Origin of the sequence: Embleya sp. NPDC005575 (assembly GCF_040605455.1) — a bacterium.
Lineage (GTDB): Bacteria > Actinomycetota > Actinomycetes > Streptomycetales > Streptomycetaceae > Embleya.
Map to the genome: position 1 here is coordinate 19071 of NZ_JBEXCV010000101.1, position 15786 is coordinate 34856.

Annotated in this window: 14 protein-coding genes; 6 read left to right on the forward strand and 8 right to left on the reverse strand. The window is 69.9% G+C overall.

Annotated elements, in window-relative coordinates; genetic code table 11:
* Positions 1–106 precede the first annotated feature (106 nt).
* Positions 107–928: a lipase family protein gene (locus tag ABZS54_RS28410; protein WP_355542032.1), complete on the reverse strand. Its 822-nt coding sequence runs from the start codon at positions 926–928 to the stop codon at positions 107–109.
* Positions 929–1189: 261 nt separating this feature from the next.
* A complete protein-coding gene (locus ABZS54_RS28415) occupies positions 1190–2317 on the reverse strand; it encodes a cation diffusion facilitator family transporter (RefSeq protein WP_355542035.1) in 1128 nt (375 codons plus the stop codon).
* A gap of 101 nt (positions 2318–2418) precedes the next feature.
* On the opposite strand from ABZS54_RS28415, the gene ABZS54_RS28420 reads away from it, so the two are divergent.
* Entirely contained in the window at positions 2419–2775 is a 357-nt protein-coding gene (locus ABZS54_RS28420) for a metalloregulator ArsR/SmtB family transcription factor (RefSeq protein ID WP_355542038.1), read from the forward strand.
* 127 nt (positions 2776–2902) lie between these two features.
* On the opposite strand, the gene ABZS54_RS28425 is transcribed toward ABZS54_RS28420, so the two are convergent.
* Entirely contained in the window at positions 2903–3181 is a 279-nt protein-coding gene (locus ABZS54_RS28425) for a hypothetical protein (protein WP_355542041.1), read from the reverse strand.
* Between the two features lie 406 nt (positions 3182–3587).
* Between ABZS54_RS28425 and ABZS54_RS28430 the strand changes: the two genes are divergently transcribed.
* Both ABZS54_RS28430 and ABZS54_RS28435 read left to right on the forward strand, forming a co-directional pair.
* Entirely contained in the window at positions 3588–4979 is a 1392-nt protein-coding gene (locus tag ABZS54_RS28430) for an alpha-L-fucosidase (RefSeq protein ID WP_355542044.1), read from the forward strand.
* Between the two features lie 115 nt (positions 4980–5094).
* Positions 5095–5766 (forward strand): FCD domain-containing protein, encoded by a 672-nt coding sequence (locus tag ABZS54_RS28435; RefSeq protein ID WP_355542047.1) that lies wholly within the window; start codon positions 5095–5097, stop codon positions 5764–5766.
* Between the two features lie 41 nt (positions 5767–5807).
* Here the strand turns inward: ABZS54_RS28435 and ABZS54_RS28440 are convergent, their stop codons facing one another.
* Positions 5808–6647 carry a fumarylacetoacetate hydrolase family protein gene (locus ABZS54_RS28440; protein WP_355542050.1) on the reverse strand — a complete coding sequence of 280 codons (840 nt, stop codon included), beginning with the start codon at positions 6645–6647 and terminating at the stop codon, positions 5808–5810.
* A gap of 358 nt (positions 6648–7005) precedes the next feature.
* On the opposite strand from ABZS54_RS28440, the gene ABZS54_RS28445 reads away from it, so the two are divergent.
* From ABZS54_RS28445 to ABZS54_RS28455, 3 genes are all read left to right on the forward strand, one after another.
* The gene (locus tag ABZS54_RS28445; protein ID WP_355542081.1) at positions 7006–8322 is read left to right on the forward strand and encodes an L-fuconate dehydratase; all 1317 of its coding nucleotides are present in this window, start codon (positions 7006–7008) and stop codon (positions 8320–8322) included.
* Positions 8319–9125, forward strand: coding sequence for an SDR family oxidoreductase (locus ABZS54_RS28450; protein WP_355542053.1), 807 nt, complete (start codon positions 8319–8321; stop codon positions 9123–9125). Before ABZS54_RS28445 ends, ABZS54_RS28450 begins: the two co-directional genes overlap by 4 nt.
* Before the next feature lie 93 nt (positions 9126–9218).
* The gene (locus tag ABZS54_RS28455) at positions 9219–10163 is read left to right on the forward strand and encodes an aldo/keto reductase (RefSeq protein WP_355542056.1); all 945 of its coding nucleotides are present in this window, start codon (positions 9219–9221) and stop codon (positions 10161–10163) included.
* Between the two features lie 210 nt (positions 10164–10373).
* Here the strand turns inward: ABZS54_RS28455 and ABZS54_RS28460 are convergent, their stop codons facing one another.
* From ABZS54_RS28460 to ABZS54_RS28475, 4 genes are all read right to left on the reverse strand, one after another.
* The gene (locus ABZS54_RS28460; RefSeq protein WP_355542059.1) at positions 10374–12659 is read right to left on the reverse strand and encodes an alpha-L-fucosidase; all 2286 of its coding nucleotides are present in this window, start codon (positions 12657–12659) and stop codon (positions 10374–10376) included.
* Positions 12660–12798: 139 nt separating this feature from the next.
* Positions 12799–13917 (reverse strand): sn-glycerol-3-phosphate ABC transporter ATP-binding protein UgpC, encoded by a 1119-nt coding sequence (gene ugpC, locus ABZS54_RS28465; RefSeq protein WP_355542062.1) that lies wholly within the window; start codon positions 13915–13917, stop codon positions 12799–12801.
* Positions 13918–13966: 49 nt separating this feature from the next.
* Positions 13967–14803 (reverse strand): carbohydrate ABC transporter permease, encoded by an 837-nt coding sequence (locus ABZS54_RS28470; protein ID WP_355542065.1) that lies wholly within the window; start codon positions 14801–14803, stop codon positions 13967–13969.
* A gap of 3 nt (positions 14804–14806) precedes the next feature.
* A partial coding sequence (locus ABZS54_RS28475) for a sugar ABC transporter permease (RefSeq protein ID WP_355542067.1) occupies positions 14807–15786 on the reverse strand: 980 nt, incomplete at its 5' end.

Consider the following 15786-nt stretch of genomic DNA (forward strand, 5'->3'; position numbering starts at 1 on the left):
ACACCGGTGTCCTGGGTCTGCACCGGCTCGAACCGGGCCGGGAACGCGATGACATCGGCGATGGTGGTGAGGGGCGTGCGACCGAGGAAGCCGACGCGGATGCCCCTCAGGCGAGGTTCATCTCCAGGTGGGTGATGTACCGGTCGATGTTGTGGTCGCGTACCCCGTCGGAGGCGGGGGCGAAGAGGTCGACGGTGGCGCCGATGCGTTTGTCGGCGACTTTGGCGACGGCGGGCATGCTGTCGTGGAGGCGGCCGTTCGCGTCGAAGTAGCGCAGCGTGTCGACGTGCGTGAAGGCGGGCGCGGGTGGGACCCGCGGGACGATGTCGTTGTTGTTGACGAAGCGAAATGTCCGGTTCTTCAACGCCGTGTCGTAGGCGGTGGCGAGCATTCGGTCGCATGTGCGGGGTTGGCCGTAGGTGTACACCCCATCGGGAGTCAGGTTCGGAGCCTCGAAGTGCATGTGCGCGCCGGCCAGCATCGCGAGTGCCCCGCCGAGGCTGTGGCCGGTGACCCATACGCTCTGCCCGTTGTCGGCGAACTCGGCGATCGTGCCGATGATGTCGGGGTGTACGACATGGTGCGCGCGATGGAATCCGAAGTGCACGAACCCCTTTCCGGCGGGGCCCGGAACCGGCGGGGTGTCGGTGTCGGAGAGCCAGTCCCGGATCTGTTGGGGCTCGGTGCCGCGAAAGGCGACCAGGACCATGCGGTCGGAGCCGGCCACGTAGGCCTGGGTGTCGTCGATCGGGAACGGCTTGGTGTGCGGGGAGGAGAAGTGCCGGAACCGATCGAACCCCCAATCCCGGGTCAGTTGTTCGGCTTGGCGGGGCGTCTTGTAGGCCGCCCGCGCGGCGTGTGCGAGCCAGTAGGCGTGCGCGAGTGAGTATCCGGCGGCGGTGGAGTGGTCCAGAGGCGGGACGGACACGGGACGATACCTTTCCATGAACGATTCATTCGGGTATGTGCCGATCCTGGGTGGCCGTCCTGCTCCTCTTCGGGTACGGCACCGGGCAGACGGCGGGCGCTCGAACGCACCCCGGGGGCGCGCGGATATCGGGCCATGCGCCTGCCGGTGGGAACCCTCCAGTGCGAAGTCAAGTCACCGACCCGGAAGTCGGCGGCTCGCGAGCCGCCGGAGGCCGTCCGGTACCTTCCGCTGGCGCCGGGCGCGGCGGATGCTCCGGGGTCACGCGCGGGAATGGTGGGCCAGGGCGGCGTGAGGGTCGTGTCCGCCGGTGAGCGGTGCGGGGTCGGTGTGGACCATCGCGGCATCCAGGCGGGGGAGGGCATGCAGAAGGGCGTGTTCGGTGGCGACGGCCACGGTATGGGCGTTGCGCAGGTCGAGGTCGGCGTCGACGACGACGGCGACCTCGGCGCGCAGCCGATGGCCGATCCAGCGCATCCGCAGTTCGCCGACGTCCAGCACGCCGGGCACCGCGCGTACCGCGCGCTCGGCGGTGTCGACCAGCGCCGGGTCCACGGCGTCCATCAGTCTCCGGAACACCTCGCGTGTGGCGTCCTTGAGGACCGCCAGGATCGCGAGGGTGATCAGCAGGCCCACGATCGGGTCGGCGGATGCGCAATCGAGCGCGGCGCCGGCGGCGCCGAGCAGGACGGCCAGCGACGTGAAGCCGTCGGTGCGGGCGTGCAGTCCGTCGGCGACCAGTGCGGCGGAGCCGATGCGGCGTCCGGTGCGGATGCGGAGGCGGGCCACCCATTCGTTCCCGATGAAGCCGATCACCGCCGCGACCGCGACGCTGGGCAGGTGTGACATCTCCCGAGGGTGGGACAGGCGGTCGATCGCGGTCCAGGCGGTGAACGCGCAGGACGCGACGATGGTGAGCAGGACGACGATCCCGGCGATGTCCTCGGCGCGGCCGTAGCCGTAGGTGAAGCGTCGGGTCGCGGCGCGGCGCCCGAGTAGGAACGCGATGCCCAGCGGCACGGCGGTCAGGGCGTCGGCGCCGTTGTGGACGGTGTCGCCGAGCAGCGCCACCGACCCGGACCACATCACGACGAACGCTTGCAGGACGGTGGTCGCGCCCAGGATCGCGAGTGAGATCCACAAGGTGCGCATGCCGTCCGTGGAAGCCTCCATGGGCGTGTCGATCCGGTCGGAAGCCTCGTGCGAGTGGGGGGCGAGCGCGTGCGCCGCGACGTGGCGTAGCCGGGACCACCGACTGGTTCCGCGGGTGTGGGGGTGGGCGTGTGCGTGCCCCACGCCGGGCTGGACGTGTTCGTGCTCGTGTATGTGGGTGTGGGTGTGGGTGTGGTCACGATGGTTGTGCGGGTGGTCCGGCGTGGTCTCGGGCACGGCGGCATCCTCGTGGTCGGTGGTCGGCGTCGCGTATTGCACTCGTGCTCGCCGGGCGGTTCGGCTCGTCGCCGGCGGGCTACACCACCCATTATGTGCGTATGAGCGCACGCATGCACTTATCACATGCGTACGATGCGCAGGTGCACGAGGAAAGCGAGCGATACGCGGTCGCGGTGGAGGTCCTGACCCTGTTGGCGGACCGCACCCGACTGGCCCTGCTGCGACGCCTGGCCGAGGGCGAGGCGGATGTGGGCACCCTGACCGAGGCGTGTGGCGCGAGTCGTACCTCCGTCAGCCAACACCTGGCCCGGTTGCGCCTGGCCGGACTCGTCACCACCAGCAAGGAAGGCCGCCGCGTCGTCTACGCCTTGCCGCACGGACACGTCAGCCGCCTTGTCGACGAGGCACTGCGCGTCGCCGACCACCGCATCGGAAACCTCCCACCGCACGACTGAACACGCGGTTCATCGACTCCCGGCTTCGGGCGGGATGTGGTGCGTCGTCCCCGCCGACGGGTTGTCGGTGGGGACGACGCCGAGGGCGGCGCCACGGGGATGCGGCCGGCCGCCGGATTTGAGGTGGTTACTTCACCCACAGCTCGTAGTTCTCGAACTGGCCGCCGCCCGTGCACTGGTAGGTGGACCAACGGTGGGCGTTGATCCCCTGGTTGCCGGTGTCGTTGCACGCACTGGCCCAGTAGTAGTCGGTGATGTAGGTGTAGCCGGGGCTGGCCGGCGGGTGGCACGGATGCGTGCAGGCGACCGTCGCGGGAGCCGCCTGGGCGGGCGCCGCGCCGAGCACGGTGCCGGCCAGGACGGCGCTGCCGGTGGCGAGACCGAGGGCGAAGTTGCGGAGACGCATGGTGGAGTCCCTTCGATGTGCGGAAAGCGGACATCCCGTACACGTTCGGTGACGACTCTCGGTATGACACGGATTATGTGACCTGGGTCACATCGAGCGTTCGCTCGACCTGCGTGACGACGCCATGGCAGGACGACGCGCTCCCGGTCGACGATTCCGCCGCCCGACGCACCCGGGACTCGCCCAAGGGCCACCGCGTCACGAGGTCGGTCGAGGACGGTCGGGGGGCGCGGCCCGATCTCACCCGGGCATCGACCTGCATCGAGAGAGCCGACCTATCTTCTGTCGATACGCCCAATATCAGCGCATTTTGCGGACCCCACTCTTGTCAGAGGAGCCATAACCAGGAATATTGATCCTACCTTTCCCGATCGCGCTCCGGCTCGGCCCTGCCCAAGGATTTCGCATGTCTGCATCCACCCCCGGTCACGACGATCCCGTTCGCCCGCTCCCCGGCTGGTTCGACGACGCCAAGCTCGGGGTGATGATCACGTGGGGGTTGTACTCGGTGCCGGCGTGGGCGCCGCTGGACGATCGGCTGGTCCGGTTGCTCGCCGAGCACGGCGACGGGGCGGACCGGGATCGCTCCTACCATGCCGAGGCGGACGCGGACGGGTTCGATCCGATCGTGACCACGAGCTACAGCGAGTGGTACCTGAACTCGGTGTCCGTACCGGGCAGTCCCACCTGGCACCACCACCGGGAGACCTATGGGGACCGGACCTACGCCGACTTCCGCGGCGACTTCGCCGCGGCCGTGGAGCAGTGGTCGCCCGAGCCCTGGGCGGAGTTGTGCGCCGCGGCCGGCGCCCGGTACGTCGTCCCGCTGGCCAAGCACCACGACGGCTTCCTGATGTGGCCCAGCCGCACGCCCAACCCGCACCGGCCCGACTGGGCCTTGGAGCGCGACGTGCTGGGCGAGTTCCGAAAAGCCGTCCGGATGCGCGGGATGCGATTCGGGATCTACTACTCCGGCGGCATCGACTGGACCTTCGCCAACCTGCCGATCCTGCGCGCCGACGACGTGGCCCGCGCGGTGCCGGACTCGCCGGAGTACGCCGCCTACGCCGACGCGCACTGGCGCGAACTGGTCGAGCGCTACGAGCCCGCGGTGCTGTGGAACGACATCGGCTATCCGCCGGCCGCCGAGCCGGAGAAGCTCTTCGCGGACTACCGCCGGGCCGTCCCGGACGGCGTGGTCAACGAGCGCTTCTACGCCGGCACGCCCGACTTCGTGACGCCCGAGTACGCGACCCGCGCCACGTCGGGCGGCACCAAATGGGAGACCGTGCGCGGGGTCGGGCTGTCCTTCGGGTACAACCGCCAGGAGGACGCGTCGTGGACCACGTCGGGGCCGGACCTGGTCGAACTGTTGATGGACGTGGTGAGCAAGGGCGGCAATCTGCTCCTTGGCATCGGCCCCGATGCGGCCGGTCGCATCTCGCCGGAACAGGACGCGGCGCTGCGCGAGTTGGGGGCCTGGCTCGCGGTCAACGGTGACGCGGTGTACGGGAGCCGTTCCTGGCACGTCGCGGAAGATCGGACGGCTGAGGGTCTGCGGGTGCGCTACACCGTGCGCGACGGCGACCTGTACGCAACCTTCCTGGACCGTCCGAGCGCCGGTGTCTCGGCGCCCGAGCGGCTTGCGGGCGCCGCCGACGCCCGCTGTGTGTGGCTCGGCGGGGACGGCACCGTGGGCACCCTCGGCAGCCTGTCGGGCTTGCCGGTGCCGCCCGTTCGGGACGGTGTGCCCGAGCCGGCGGTGTTGCGGATCAGCCCGGCGCCCGAGCCGATGTGATCGCGAACGCGCGCCGCGAGCGGACCGGCCGGCGGGTGGCGACCCGACCGGCCTGTCTTCTTGTTCACCGGCCCGTCATACTGGAAGTCATCGGACCTCTGGAAGGATCATCGGCATGGCTGTGACGGATGAGGCCATCGACAGGATCAAGGAGATGATCGTCTCCGGGGAGCTTCGGCCCGGCGACAAGCTTCCGAAAGAGGCGGACCTGGCCATCAAGCTGGGGCTGTCGCGCAACTCGCTGCGCGAGGCGGTCAAGGCGTTGTCGCTCATCCAGATCCTGGACGTGCGGCAGGGCGACGGCACGTATGTGACGAGTCTGGAACCCGGTCTGTTGATGGGCGCGATCGCGTTCGTCGTGGACTTCCACCACGACAAGAGCGTGCTCGACTTCCTCCAGGTCAGACGGATCCTGGAACCGGCCGCGACCGCACTCGCCGCGGCCCGGATCGACGCCGCGGGGCTCGCCGAGCTGCGCGGCCTCGCGCAGGTCGACGAGCCGCATCCCACCACCGAGCAACTGATCGAGCAGGATCTGCGCTTCCACCAGGCGATCGCGGGCTTCAGCGGCAATCTCGTGCTGTGCTCGCTGCTGGACTCGCTGTCCAGTCCCACGATGCGCGCCCGGGTCTGGCGCGGTCTGACCCAGAGCGACTCGTGGGAGCGTACGGTGCGCGAGCACAAGGCGATCGTGGACGCGCTGGAGAGCGGCGACGCGGAGGCCGCGCGGGCGTGGTCGACGGCGCACATCGCGGGTGTCGAGCAGTGGCTGCGCCAGGTGCCCTGACGCGCGGTCCGGCGGGCCGGCCGTCCCGCGCGTCGGGCGGCTCAGGCGTCGGCGAAGGTCTGGCGCTGGGTGCCGAGCCCGGTGACGGACAGCTCGACGGTGTCGCCGGCGCGCAGATACGGCTTGGGTTCGGGCTGCCCGAGCGCGACGCCGGCGGGGGTGCCCGTGTTGATCACGTCGCCCGGGTACAGCGTCATGAACTGCGACAGGTACTCGACCAGGAACGCCACGGGGAAGATCATGTCGGCCGTCGTGCCGCTCTGGCGGAGCGTGCCGTTGACGCTCAGGGTCAGCGCGAGAGCCTGCGGGTCGGGCACCTCGTCGGCGGTGACCAGCCACGGGCCGAGCGGGTTGAAGGTCGCGCAGTTCTTGCCCTTGTCCCACTGGCCGCCGCGGAACAACTGGAAGTCGCGCTCGGACACGTCGTGGCTGATCGTGTATCCGGCCACATGGTCCAAGGGGTTCCGATCGGCGGTCAGGTACGCGGCGGTGCGGCCGATCACGATCGCGAGTTCGACCTCCCAGTCGGTGGCCAGCGAGGCGCGCGGCACCAGGACCGTGTCGTTCGGGCCGACCACGGTGTCCGGGGCCTTCATGAACACGATCGGCTCGACGGGTATCTCGGCGCCGGTCTCGCGGGCATGGTCGTGGTAGTTCAGGCCCACGCACACGATCTTCCCGGGGCGGGCGAGCGGCGGGCCGTAGCGCAGGCCGGTCGCGTCCAGGACCGGCAGGCTCGCCGGGTCGGGCAGCACGGACAGGTCCGCGAGCAGTGCGGCGTCGATGTCCTCGACCACACCCGACAGGTCGCGCGGGATCCCGTCGGCATCCAGGACGGCCGGGCGTTCACAACCGGGCTCGCCTACACGGACCAGCTTCACAACGGTCTCCTCGGGTGATCGTGTCTTGCCCTCATTGAATAAGTCATCCGATGTATAGGCCATAGTAGAGGGCTGAAACAAGTCTAATATGGCTCACCGTGCCCATCCATCGAGATATTAATCCGACGAATGCTGGACGCGTGCACGCCAGCCACGGTATACATCGGATGTCTGGGGTCTTCGGGCCCAGCCCGTCCCGGACACCCCGCCACAGGGAACCCACCCCGTTCGCGGCGGCCGGGCCGCACGGCCGACAACCGAGGAGCCACACGTGACCCCGCAGCACCCGAACGGCGTGAGCCGGCCCGCCCGACCCGAACGGCCCGCGACACCGACCCGACCCGTCGTCACCGAACTCGTGACCGCGGACATCCGCTTCCCGACTTCCCGGGAACTGGACGGCTCCGACGCGATGAACCCGGACCCGGACTATTCGGCCGCCTACGTCGTACTGCGCAGCGATGCCGCCGACGGGCACGAGGGACACGGCTTCTCGTTCACCATCGGGCGGGGCAACGACGTACAGGTCGCCGCGATCGACGCGCTGCGTCCGTACGTGGTCGGCCGACCGCTGGACGAACTGCTCGACGACCTGGGCGCGTTCTCCCGATCCCTGGTCGGCGACAGCCAGTTCCGCTGGCTGGGTCCGGAGAAGGGCATCATGCACATGGCCATCTCCGCGGTCGTCAACGCCGCGTGGGACCTCAAGGCCAAACGCGCGGGCAAGCCGCTTTGGCAACTGCTCGCCGACCTGACGCCCGAGGAGATCGTCGACCTCGTCGACTTCCGCTACCTCGGCGACGCGCTCACCCGCGAGGACGCGCTGGCGATCCTGCGCCACGCCGAGCCGACCCGCGCCGAGCGGGCCGAAACGCTGCGCCGCAGCGGGTATCCCGCGTACACGACCTCGCCCGGGTGGCTGGGCTACGACGACGACAAACTCGCCCGGCTGTGCCGCGAGGCGGTCGCCGAGGGCTTCACCCAGATCAAGCTCAAGGTCGGTGCCGACCTGGCCGACGACGTCCGGCGCTGTCGGATCGCTCGGGAGAGCGTCGGCCCGGACATCCGCATCGCGGTGGATGCCAACCAGCGCTGGGAGGTGGACGAGGCGATCGTGTGGATGCGCTCGCTCGCCCCGTTCGACCCGCATTGGATCGAGGAACCGACCAGCCCGGACGAGGTGTTGGGCCACGCGGCGATCCGCAGGGCGATCGCCCCGATCAAGGTCGCCACCGGCGAGCACGTGCAGAACCGGATCGTCTTCAAGCAGTTGCTCCAGGCGGAGGCGATCGACTTCGTACAGATCGACGCGTGCCGGGTCGGCGGCGTCAACGAGAACATCGCGATCCTGCTGCTCGCCGCCAAGTTCGGCGTCCCGGTGTGCCCGCACGCAGGCGGCGTGGGCCTGTGCGAACTGGTCCAGCACCTGTCCATGTTCGACTACGTGGCGGTCGGCGGCCGGATCGAGGACCGGGTGATCGAGTACGTCGACCACCTGCACGAGCACTTCCTCGACCCGGTCGTGATCGTCGACGGGAACTACCGGGCGCCGTCCGCACCCGGCTTCTCGTCCACCATGGATCCCGCCTCGATCGCCCGATTCCGTTATCCGGACGGCGAGTTCTGGGTCGCCGATCACGCCGCACAGGCGCTTGTCGTGGAGGTCTCCGCATGAGCAACCCGCCCGCCCCGTCCGCCCTGTCCACGCCGTCCCTGCCCGCGGCCGGCGACTTCGCCGGACTGCGCGCCCTGATCACCGGCGGCGCGTCCGGCATCGGGCTGGCCACCGCCCGGATGCTGACCGCCCGCGGCGCCACCGTAGCCGTGCTCGACCGCGACCCGGCCGCCCTGGTCGGTGACCCCGAACTGTCCCCGTTCACCGCGGACATCACCGACGACGCGTCGGTCACCGCGGCGGTCCGGGACGCCACCGCGCTGCTCGGCGGCCTCGACATTCTGGTCAACAACGCCGGCATCGGTGCGGCCGGCACCGTCGCCGACAACGAAGACGCCGAGTGGCACCGGGTGCTGGACGTCAACGTCGTCGGCCTGGTCCGGGTCACCCGCGCCGCGCTGCCGCACCTGCGGGCATCGGCGCACGCGGCGATCGTCAACACGTGCTCGATCGCCGCGACCGCGGGTCTGCCGCAGCGCGCGCTCTACTCCGCCTCCAAGGGCGCGGTGCTGGCGCTGACGCTGGCGATGGCGGCCGACCACGTGCGCGAGGGCATCCGGGTAAACTGCGTCAACCCCGGCACCGCCGACACTCCATGGGTCGGCCGGCTGCTGGATGCCGCAGCCGACCCCGCGCGCGAGCGAGCGGCCCTCGACGCCCGCCAGCCGATGGGCCGGCTCGTCAGCGCCGACGAGGTCGCTTTCGCGATCTGCTCGCTGGCGAGCCCCCTGGCGGCCTCCAGCACCGGCATCTCGCTCGCCGTCGACGGCGGTATGCAGGGCCTGCGGCTGCGGCCGGAATAACCCGATCACGACCGGGATCCTGGAGTCGAGGGAGGCGAACGCATCGTGCGCGCCCTCGACTCCGCGGTCGTTTCAGCAAAGGGAGCATCGTTCGTGGATACCAACCGGATCGGCCGTACGACCGTCGTCACGAGCTCGATCGGGCTCGGGGCGGCGGCGTTCGGGAATCTGTACACCGCGACCGAGGACGAACAGGCGCACACGACCGTCGAGGCCGCGTGGGCTGCCGGGATCCGCTACTTCGACACCGCGCCGCACTACGGCGTGGGCTTGGCCGAGACCCGGCTCGGGGCCGCACTGCGCGGGCGCCCGCGCAGCGCCTACACGATCTCGACCAAGGTCGGCCGGCTGCTCGTCGACGACCCGGCCGCGCCCACCGCTGCGGAGGGATTCGTCGACACGCCGCGCCGGCGACGCGTGCGCGACTACACCGCGGACGGCGTCCGACGCAGTCTCGAATCCAGCCTGGAACGCCTGGGCTTGGACCGGATCGACATCGCGCTCGTGCACGACCCCGACGAACACTGGGAGCAGGCCGCGCACGAGGCGGTACCCGCGTTGGTGGCACTGCGCGAGCAGGGTGTCGTGGGCGCGATCGGAGTCGGCATGAACCAGTCCGCGATGCTCGATCGCTTCGTCGCCGAAACCGACGTGGACTGCGTGCTCCTCGCCGGCCGGTACACCCTGCTCGACCGCAGCGGCGGCGCGTTGCTCGACCACTGCGCGAAGCGCGGCGTCTCGGTATTGGCGGGCGGAGTGTACAACAGCGGTCTGCTCGCCGATCCGCGTCCCGGCGCCCACTTCGACTACGCACCGGCCGACGCCGACCTGCTCGCCCGCGCCCTGCGGTTGCAGGCGATCTGCGCGGGGTATGACGTGCCGCTGCGCGCCGCGGCGATCGGCTTCGCCGCCGCGCACCCCGCGGTCGCCACCGTCCTGGTCGGCGCCCGCGGCCCGGAGGAGGCGGCCGACGCGGCCGCGATGGGCGGATGGGACATCCCGGCGCCCCTGTGGGCAGAACTCGCCGCCGCCACCTGAGACGCGACTCGCCCCGCACCGGGGCAGGTCGAGCCGAGGGCCCGTTTCCCGACCGGGAAACGGGCCCTTTTGTGCTTAATTGCGTAACCGTTGTCACTTCATATCGTCGCGCCGCTGCGCCGCTGCGCCGCTGCGCACGCGAGTGCCGACAAGAGAGCCCGGCCGTACGCGAAGTACGGCCGGGCTCTCGGGTGACGGCGGGTTCGGGTGCTACTTGGTCACGTACGCCGCGTCGAACTGGAGGTAGCTGCCTCCGGTCATGGTGAGTGTGACGGTGTGCGGGCCCGAGGTCGGGAACTTTGCCGAGTACACCTTCTGTCGGGCCGCGTACGACCCGCCGTTGTCGGTGGTGGCCGTCCCGGCCGCGACGCCGTCGAGGGTGACGTCGGCGGTTGCGTAGCCGTCGCCCATCGGGGCCAGCACGTCGACGGCGCTGCCGGTGAACGTGATCGTGACCGAGTCGCCGTTCGTCGAGCTCCAGGTCACGTCGTCGCCGTGGTCGCCGGCGCCGCGATTGCCGGAATGTGTCCAGGCGCCCTGGTAGGAGACCCCCGAGTCGGTGTCGTTGAGCGCCATCGGGCCCTCGATCATCCGGGCACCGTCGATCGCGAGCCGCACACCGGAGACCTTGACCAGCTTGACGGTGTGCGTGCCCGGCGCGAGGTGGCGTGCCGCGTACAGCACGGACTGCGGTCGGGGCCACCAGGAGAAGCCGTCCAGCCGCTGCACGAGCGCGCCGTCGAGGTACACGTCGTACTTGCCGCCCAGCAGGTTGCGCGGGCCCAGGACATCGGCGGCCGTGCCGGTGAACGTGTACGTGACCGAGCTGCCGTTGGCGGTCGCCGCCTGCACGTCGTCGCCGAGATCACCGGTCCGGGAAGTACTCGTGTGCTTCCACTCGCCGTCCCACGCGAAGCCCGCCGTGTCCTGGTTCACCGGCTTGGTGTCGATGCGTTCGGCGTTGCCGCGCAGGGCTTGGCGCACGTCGTTGAGGATCGACAGGGACTGCTCGGAGACCTTGCCGTCCTCGTACATCATCATGTTGAAGCTGAGCGGGACCTTGCGCGAGGCGGCGTCCAGCGCCCAGTCGACGGCCTGCTTGGCGGAGAAGTTCGGGCCGCCGATCTTCTGGCCGCGCAGGTGGATGCCCCAGTCGTCCTCCATCCGGAACATCGCGTGCTGGAGCAGGCCCTTCTGCGGACCGGACCGGAAGATGCCGTTGCCGCCGACCGGCGCACTGCCGTCGATCGGTTCGCCGTGCACCTCCTCGGCGAAGTAGGTGTCCTGGAAGTCGGTGTAGCGCGGCAGGATCCACGAGTTCCAGGAGACCATGCGCGCCGGGTTGCCGGTGCGCGCGATCTTCTCCAACTCCTCGAACGGGGCCGGGTAGTAGATCAGGCCGTCGTCGAAGAAGAAGCCGTCGAGCTTCTTGCCGTAGCGGTTGCCGATGTCCGCGACGACCTGCTTCCAGTTGTTCAGCAGCGTGCTGCGGTCGCCGGTGCCGGTGGTGTAGAAGGTGTTCGGGAACTTCTGGGTGGGCCACCAGGCCGCGTCCTCGGTACCCAGGTGGTAGTACAGCGTGAAGCCCAGGCCCTCGGCGTGCAGCGCGTCGGCGATCTCGCCGATCAGGTCGCGCTCGGCGGTCAGATCGCCGTTGCCGACGATCTTGTCGATCGCCGCGTTCGGGCCGTCGACGTGGTAACCCCACCAGCTGTACGACCAGATCACGTAGCCCGCGCCGGTGCCCTTGACCATCTTCACGAAGGCCGGCACGTCGAAGTCGGCGGCCTGGCGGTTCAGTGACTTGGCCGGCCCGCCGTTCTCCGGGAAGCCCCACGAGCCGTATTGGAACATCAGGCCGTAGCCCGCCGACGCGAAATCGGAGGTGTTCGCGCGGGCGTCGGCGATCCGTGCCTCGCGCGCCGGGCGGTCCTTCTCCCGGACCAGTTCGAGCGACTTGACCTGCACGTCGCCCGCGAGCGTCGCGGTGCGGCTGAGCACGATCGTCGAGGTTCCGGACGGCAGCGCGAGTTTGCCCGCGTCCACGCGCGCCCACCCGCCGGCGGGCTGGGCGAAGCCGGTCGCCGCAGCCGAACCGCGCACGCCGATCTTGAACGTCTGGCCCGGTGCCGCGTTGAGCATCCCGGTGATCCGGTACACGTCGCCCTTGGGCACGGTCACGGTCCACGCGAGGTAGTCGTCCGAGGTCTTGAAGTTCTCGACCCAGAAGTTCTTCCTGGTGTCGGGGGCGAACACGGACATCGAGGGCGTGCGCTCGGCGGCCGTGCCCATCAGAGTCGTGACGTTGTCCGCGACCGCCTTCTGGTCGACCGGCAGCGGGACCTCTCCCGCCTGCGGGACGGCGCCCGGTGCTGCGGCCGGCGCCGATTCGGCCGACCGGGGTGTGTGCGCCGCCTGTGCGGCGGGCGCGACGACCACCAGCGGCGCGCACATGGCCGCGGTGGTCGCCAGGATGGTGCACCATCGTCTCAACATCGGTCAAGACTCCTTGCTTGTCGCCGGGAGGGTGCTGATGGATCGGCGCCGCCGCGGCCAGGCGGCGGCGCCGTACGCGAATGCCCGGCGGTACGGGCGTACGGCCGGGCATTCGCGGGTTCGGGGTGGGGGCGCCCGGTCAGCGCAGGGCAGCCCCGGATTCGGCGTCGAACAGGTGGATCCGCGCGGGGTCCAGGGCCAGTTCGACCTTCGCGTCCGCGACCACGGCGCTCTCGGCCGGGAAGCGGCAGGCGATCGGCGCACCGGCCGAGGCCGCGTCGCCGCGTACCGCGCCGAGGGTGACGTAGACGTTCTTCTCCGCGCCCAGTGCCTCGACGTACTCGACGATCGCCGGGATCCGCACATGCCTGGCGGTGTCCCCGAGGATCGACGCGTCCAGCAGGTGCTCGGGCCGCACGCCGACGGTGACCGGCCCCTGCGGATACTCGTGCTCGGCGGCGGGCAACGGCACGTCCACGCCGCCGAGTACCACCTCGGTGCCGCCCTTGCCGGTGCGCAGCCGCGCCTCGACCAGGTTCATCGGCGGCGTGCCCATGAACGACGCGACGAAGGTGTTCGCGGGGGAGCGGTAGATCTCGTCGGGCGTGCCGATCTGCTGGAGACGACCCTCCTTGAGCACCGCGACCCGGTGGCCCATGGTCATCGCCTCGACCTGATCGTGCGTCACGTAGACCATCGTGGTGCCGACCCGGCGCTGCAGGCGGGCGATCTCGCCGCGCATCTGCACGCGCAGCTTGGCGTCCAGGTTCGACAGCGGCTCGTCCATCAGGAACAGCGCGGCGTCGCGGATGATCGCCCGGCCCATCGCGACGCGCTGGCGCTGGCCGCCGGAGAGCTGGCCGGGCTTGCGGTCGAGGTAGTCGGTCAGCTCCAGCATGGCCGCCACCTCGCGCACCCGGCGGTCGATCTCGTCCTTGGGCCGCTTGGCCAGGCGCAGCGGGTAGGCGATGTTGCGGGCCACCGTGTAGTGCGGGTAGAGCGCGTAGTTCTGGAACACCATCGCGATGTCGCGGTCGCCCGGGTGCACATCGTTGACGACGCGGTCGCCGATGCGCAGTTCGCCGCCGGTGATCGATTCCAGGCCCGCGATCATCCGCAGCAGGGTGGACTTGCCGCAGCCCGAGGGGCCGACCAGGACCAGGAACTCGCCGTCGGCGATGTCCAGATCCATGCCGTGCACCGCGACGTGCCCGTTCGGGTAGGTCTTGGACACCTGGTCCAACATCACCTGGGCCATGAGTGCTCCAACGTGCAGAAGGGGTGGTGGGCGGTCGAGGCGGGCGTGCTCATTCCTTGACCCCGCCGCTGGTCAGGCCCGCGGTGATGAAGCGCAGGCCGAAGACGACGAGCAGCAGTGCGGGGACGGCGAGCAGCACCAGCGAGGCGTTGTACTTGCCGATGTCCGAGGGGCTGGTCGCCAGGTACTGCTGGAAGGACTGCACCGCCTTCGCGGCGGTCGTGTACTTCTCGTCGGTGAACAGAAGGCTCGGGAACAGGAAGTCCTGGAGCGACCACATGACGCACAGGATGGAGAGGTTGACCAGCGCGGGCCGGCACAGCGGCAGGTAGACCGTACGGAAGACCTGCCAGTGCCCGGCCCGGTCCATCCGCGCCGCCTCGATCAGCGAATCGGGGATGTTGTCGCCGAAGTTGCGCAGCAGCAGCACCGCGAACGGCAGGGTCAGCGCCGCCTCGGGCAGCGCGACACCCAGGTAGTTGTCGAACAGGCCCGCCTCGCGGATCGTGTAGTACAGCGGCACCAGGATCGCGGTCCCGGGCACCGCCAGGCACAACACGATGCCGTAGTACAGCGCCTCCTTGCCGCGGAAGTGCAGCTTGGAGAAGGCGTATCCGGCGAGCGCGCCGACGCCGACCACGATGCCGGCGTGCAGCACGGCGATGATGAAGGAGTTCAGGTAGGTGTCGTAGATCGTGACGTCGCCGACCGGGTCGGTGAACAGCGCGGTGTAGTTGCCCGTCCCGCCGCCTTCGAGGGATCGCTTGATCGCCGCGTAGATCGGGAAGAGCCAGATCGCGCCCATCAGGAGCAGCATGCCCTGGAGGATCCGGCGGTCGCGCTTGCGACCGGTGAGTACGCGCATGGCGTCGCTGGTCTCGGCCACGGTCTACTCCTCGGACTTTTTGGTGAAACGGAGCTGGATCGCGGACAACAGGAGCGCGAGCAGCAGGACGACCACGGCGGCGGCCGACGCGTAGCCGACCCGGGGACCGGGCGAGGTCGCGTAGTTGTACACGTAGGTGCCGGAGATCTCCGTGCCGCCGGCCGGTCCGCCCTTGGTCGAGAAGAAGACGATCTCGAAGGCGCGGAAGGACATCAGCAGGATCGAGATCACCACCGTCTTGTGGGTGGTGCGCATCAGCGGGAAGAGCATCGTGCGCAGCAACTGCCAGAACGAGGCGCCGTCCAGGACGGCGGCCTCCAGGAGCGAGGTGTTCAGCGCGCTCAGGTCGGCGGTGTAGTACATGATCGGCAGACCGACCAGGTAGACGAAGATGCCGATGACCACGGCGTACGCCAGGCCCGGTTCGGTCAGCCAGTGGCCGGCCAGGAAGTCCAGGTGGGCGCTGCGCAGCGTCTCGTTGAGCGTGCCGTAGCGGTTCTCCATCATGCCGCCGAACACCGAGGCGACCAGTGCGACGGGCATCAGCGAGGGGACCAGGAAGACCGCGTAGAAGACCTTGCGGCCGCGCATGCCGGTGCTCAGCACGACGGCCAGGAAGAAGCCCAGGGTCAGTGCGCCGGCGACGGCCGCGGCGGCGAACACGACGTTGTTCAGCAGCGCCCGGATGAAGCGGTCGTCGGTGAACAGCAGTCGATAGTTCTCCAGGCCGACCGACTCCGGGTCCAGGAAGGACAGGTCGGTGCGCTGGAGGCTGGTGCGGGCCAGGAACACGAAGCCGAAGACGTAGAACACGAGGTAGAAGGCGAGGAGCGGGAGGAGGAACAGCAGCGCCGTGCGCATCATCCCCCGCTGCTGCGGGCCGTCGATCCGCTTGGCCTTGCGTGCGCGACCGGCTTTGCCTGCGCGGCGCAGGCCGGGCAGGCGGCGGGGGCGGCTCGGCGCAGGATCGCACCGATCGCCAG

Bases quoted from the DNA above. Each gene is read 5' to 3' on its own strand.
- ABZS54_RS28420 (WP_355542038.1), top strand. From the start codon at position 2,419: ATGAGCGCACGCATGCACTTATCACATGCGTACGATGCGCAGGTGCAC.
- ABZS54_RS28425 (WP_355542041.1), bottom strand. From the start codon at position 3,181: ATGCGTCTCCGCAACTTCGCCCTCGGTCTCGCCACCGGCAGCGCCGTC.
- ABZS54_RS28430 (WP_355542044.1), top strand. From the start codon at position 3,588: ATGTCTGCATCCACCCCCGGTCACGACGATCCCGTTCGCCCGCTCCCC.
- ABZS54_RS28435 (WP_355542047.1), top strand. From the start codon at position 5,095: ATGGCTGTGACGGATGAGGCCATCGACAGGATCAAGGAGATGATCGTC.
- ABZS54_RS28450 (WP_355542053.1), top strand. From the start codon at position 8,319: ATGAGCAACCCGCCCGCCCCGTCCGCCCTGTCCACGCCGTCCCTGCCC.
- ABZS54_RS28460 (WP_355542059.1), bottom strand. From the start codon at position 12,659: ATGTTGAGACGATGGTGCACCATCCTGGCGACCACCGCGGCCATGTGC.
- ugpC (WP_355542062.1), bottom strand. From the start codon at position 13,917: ATGGCCCAGGTGATGTTGGACCAGGTGTCCAAGACCTACCCGAACGGG.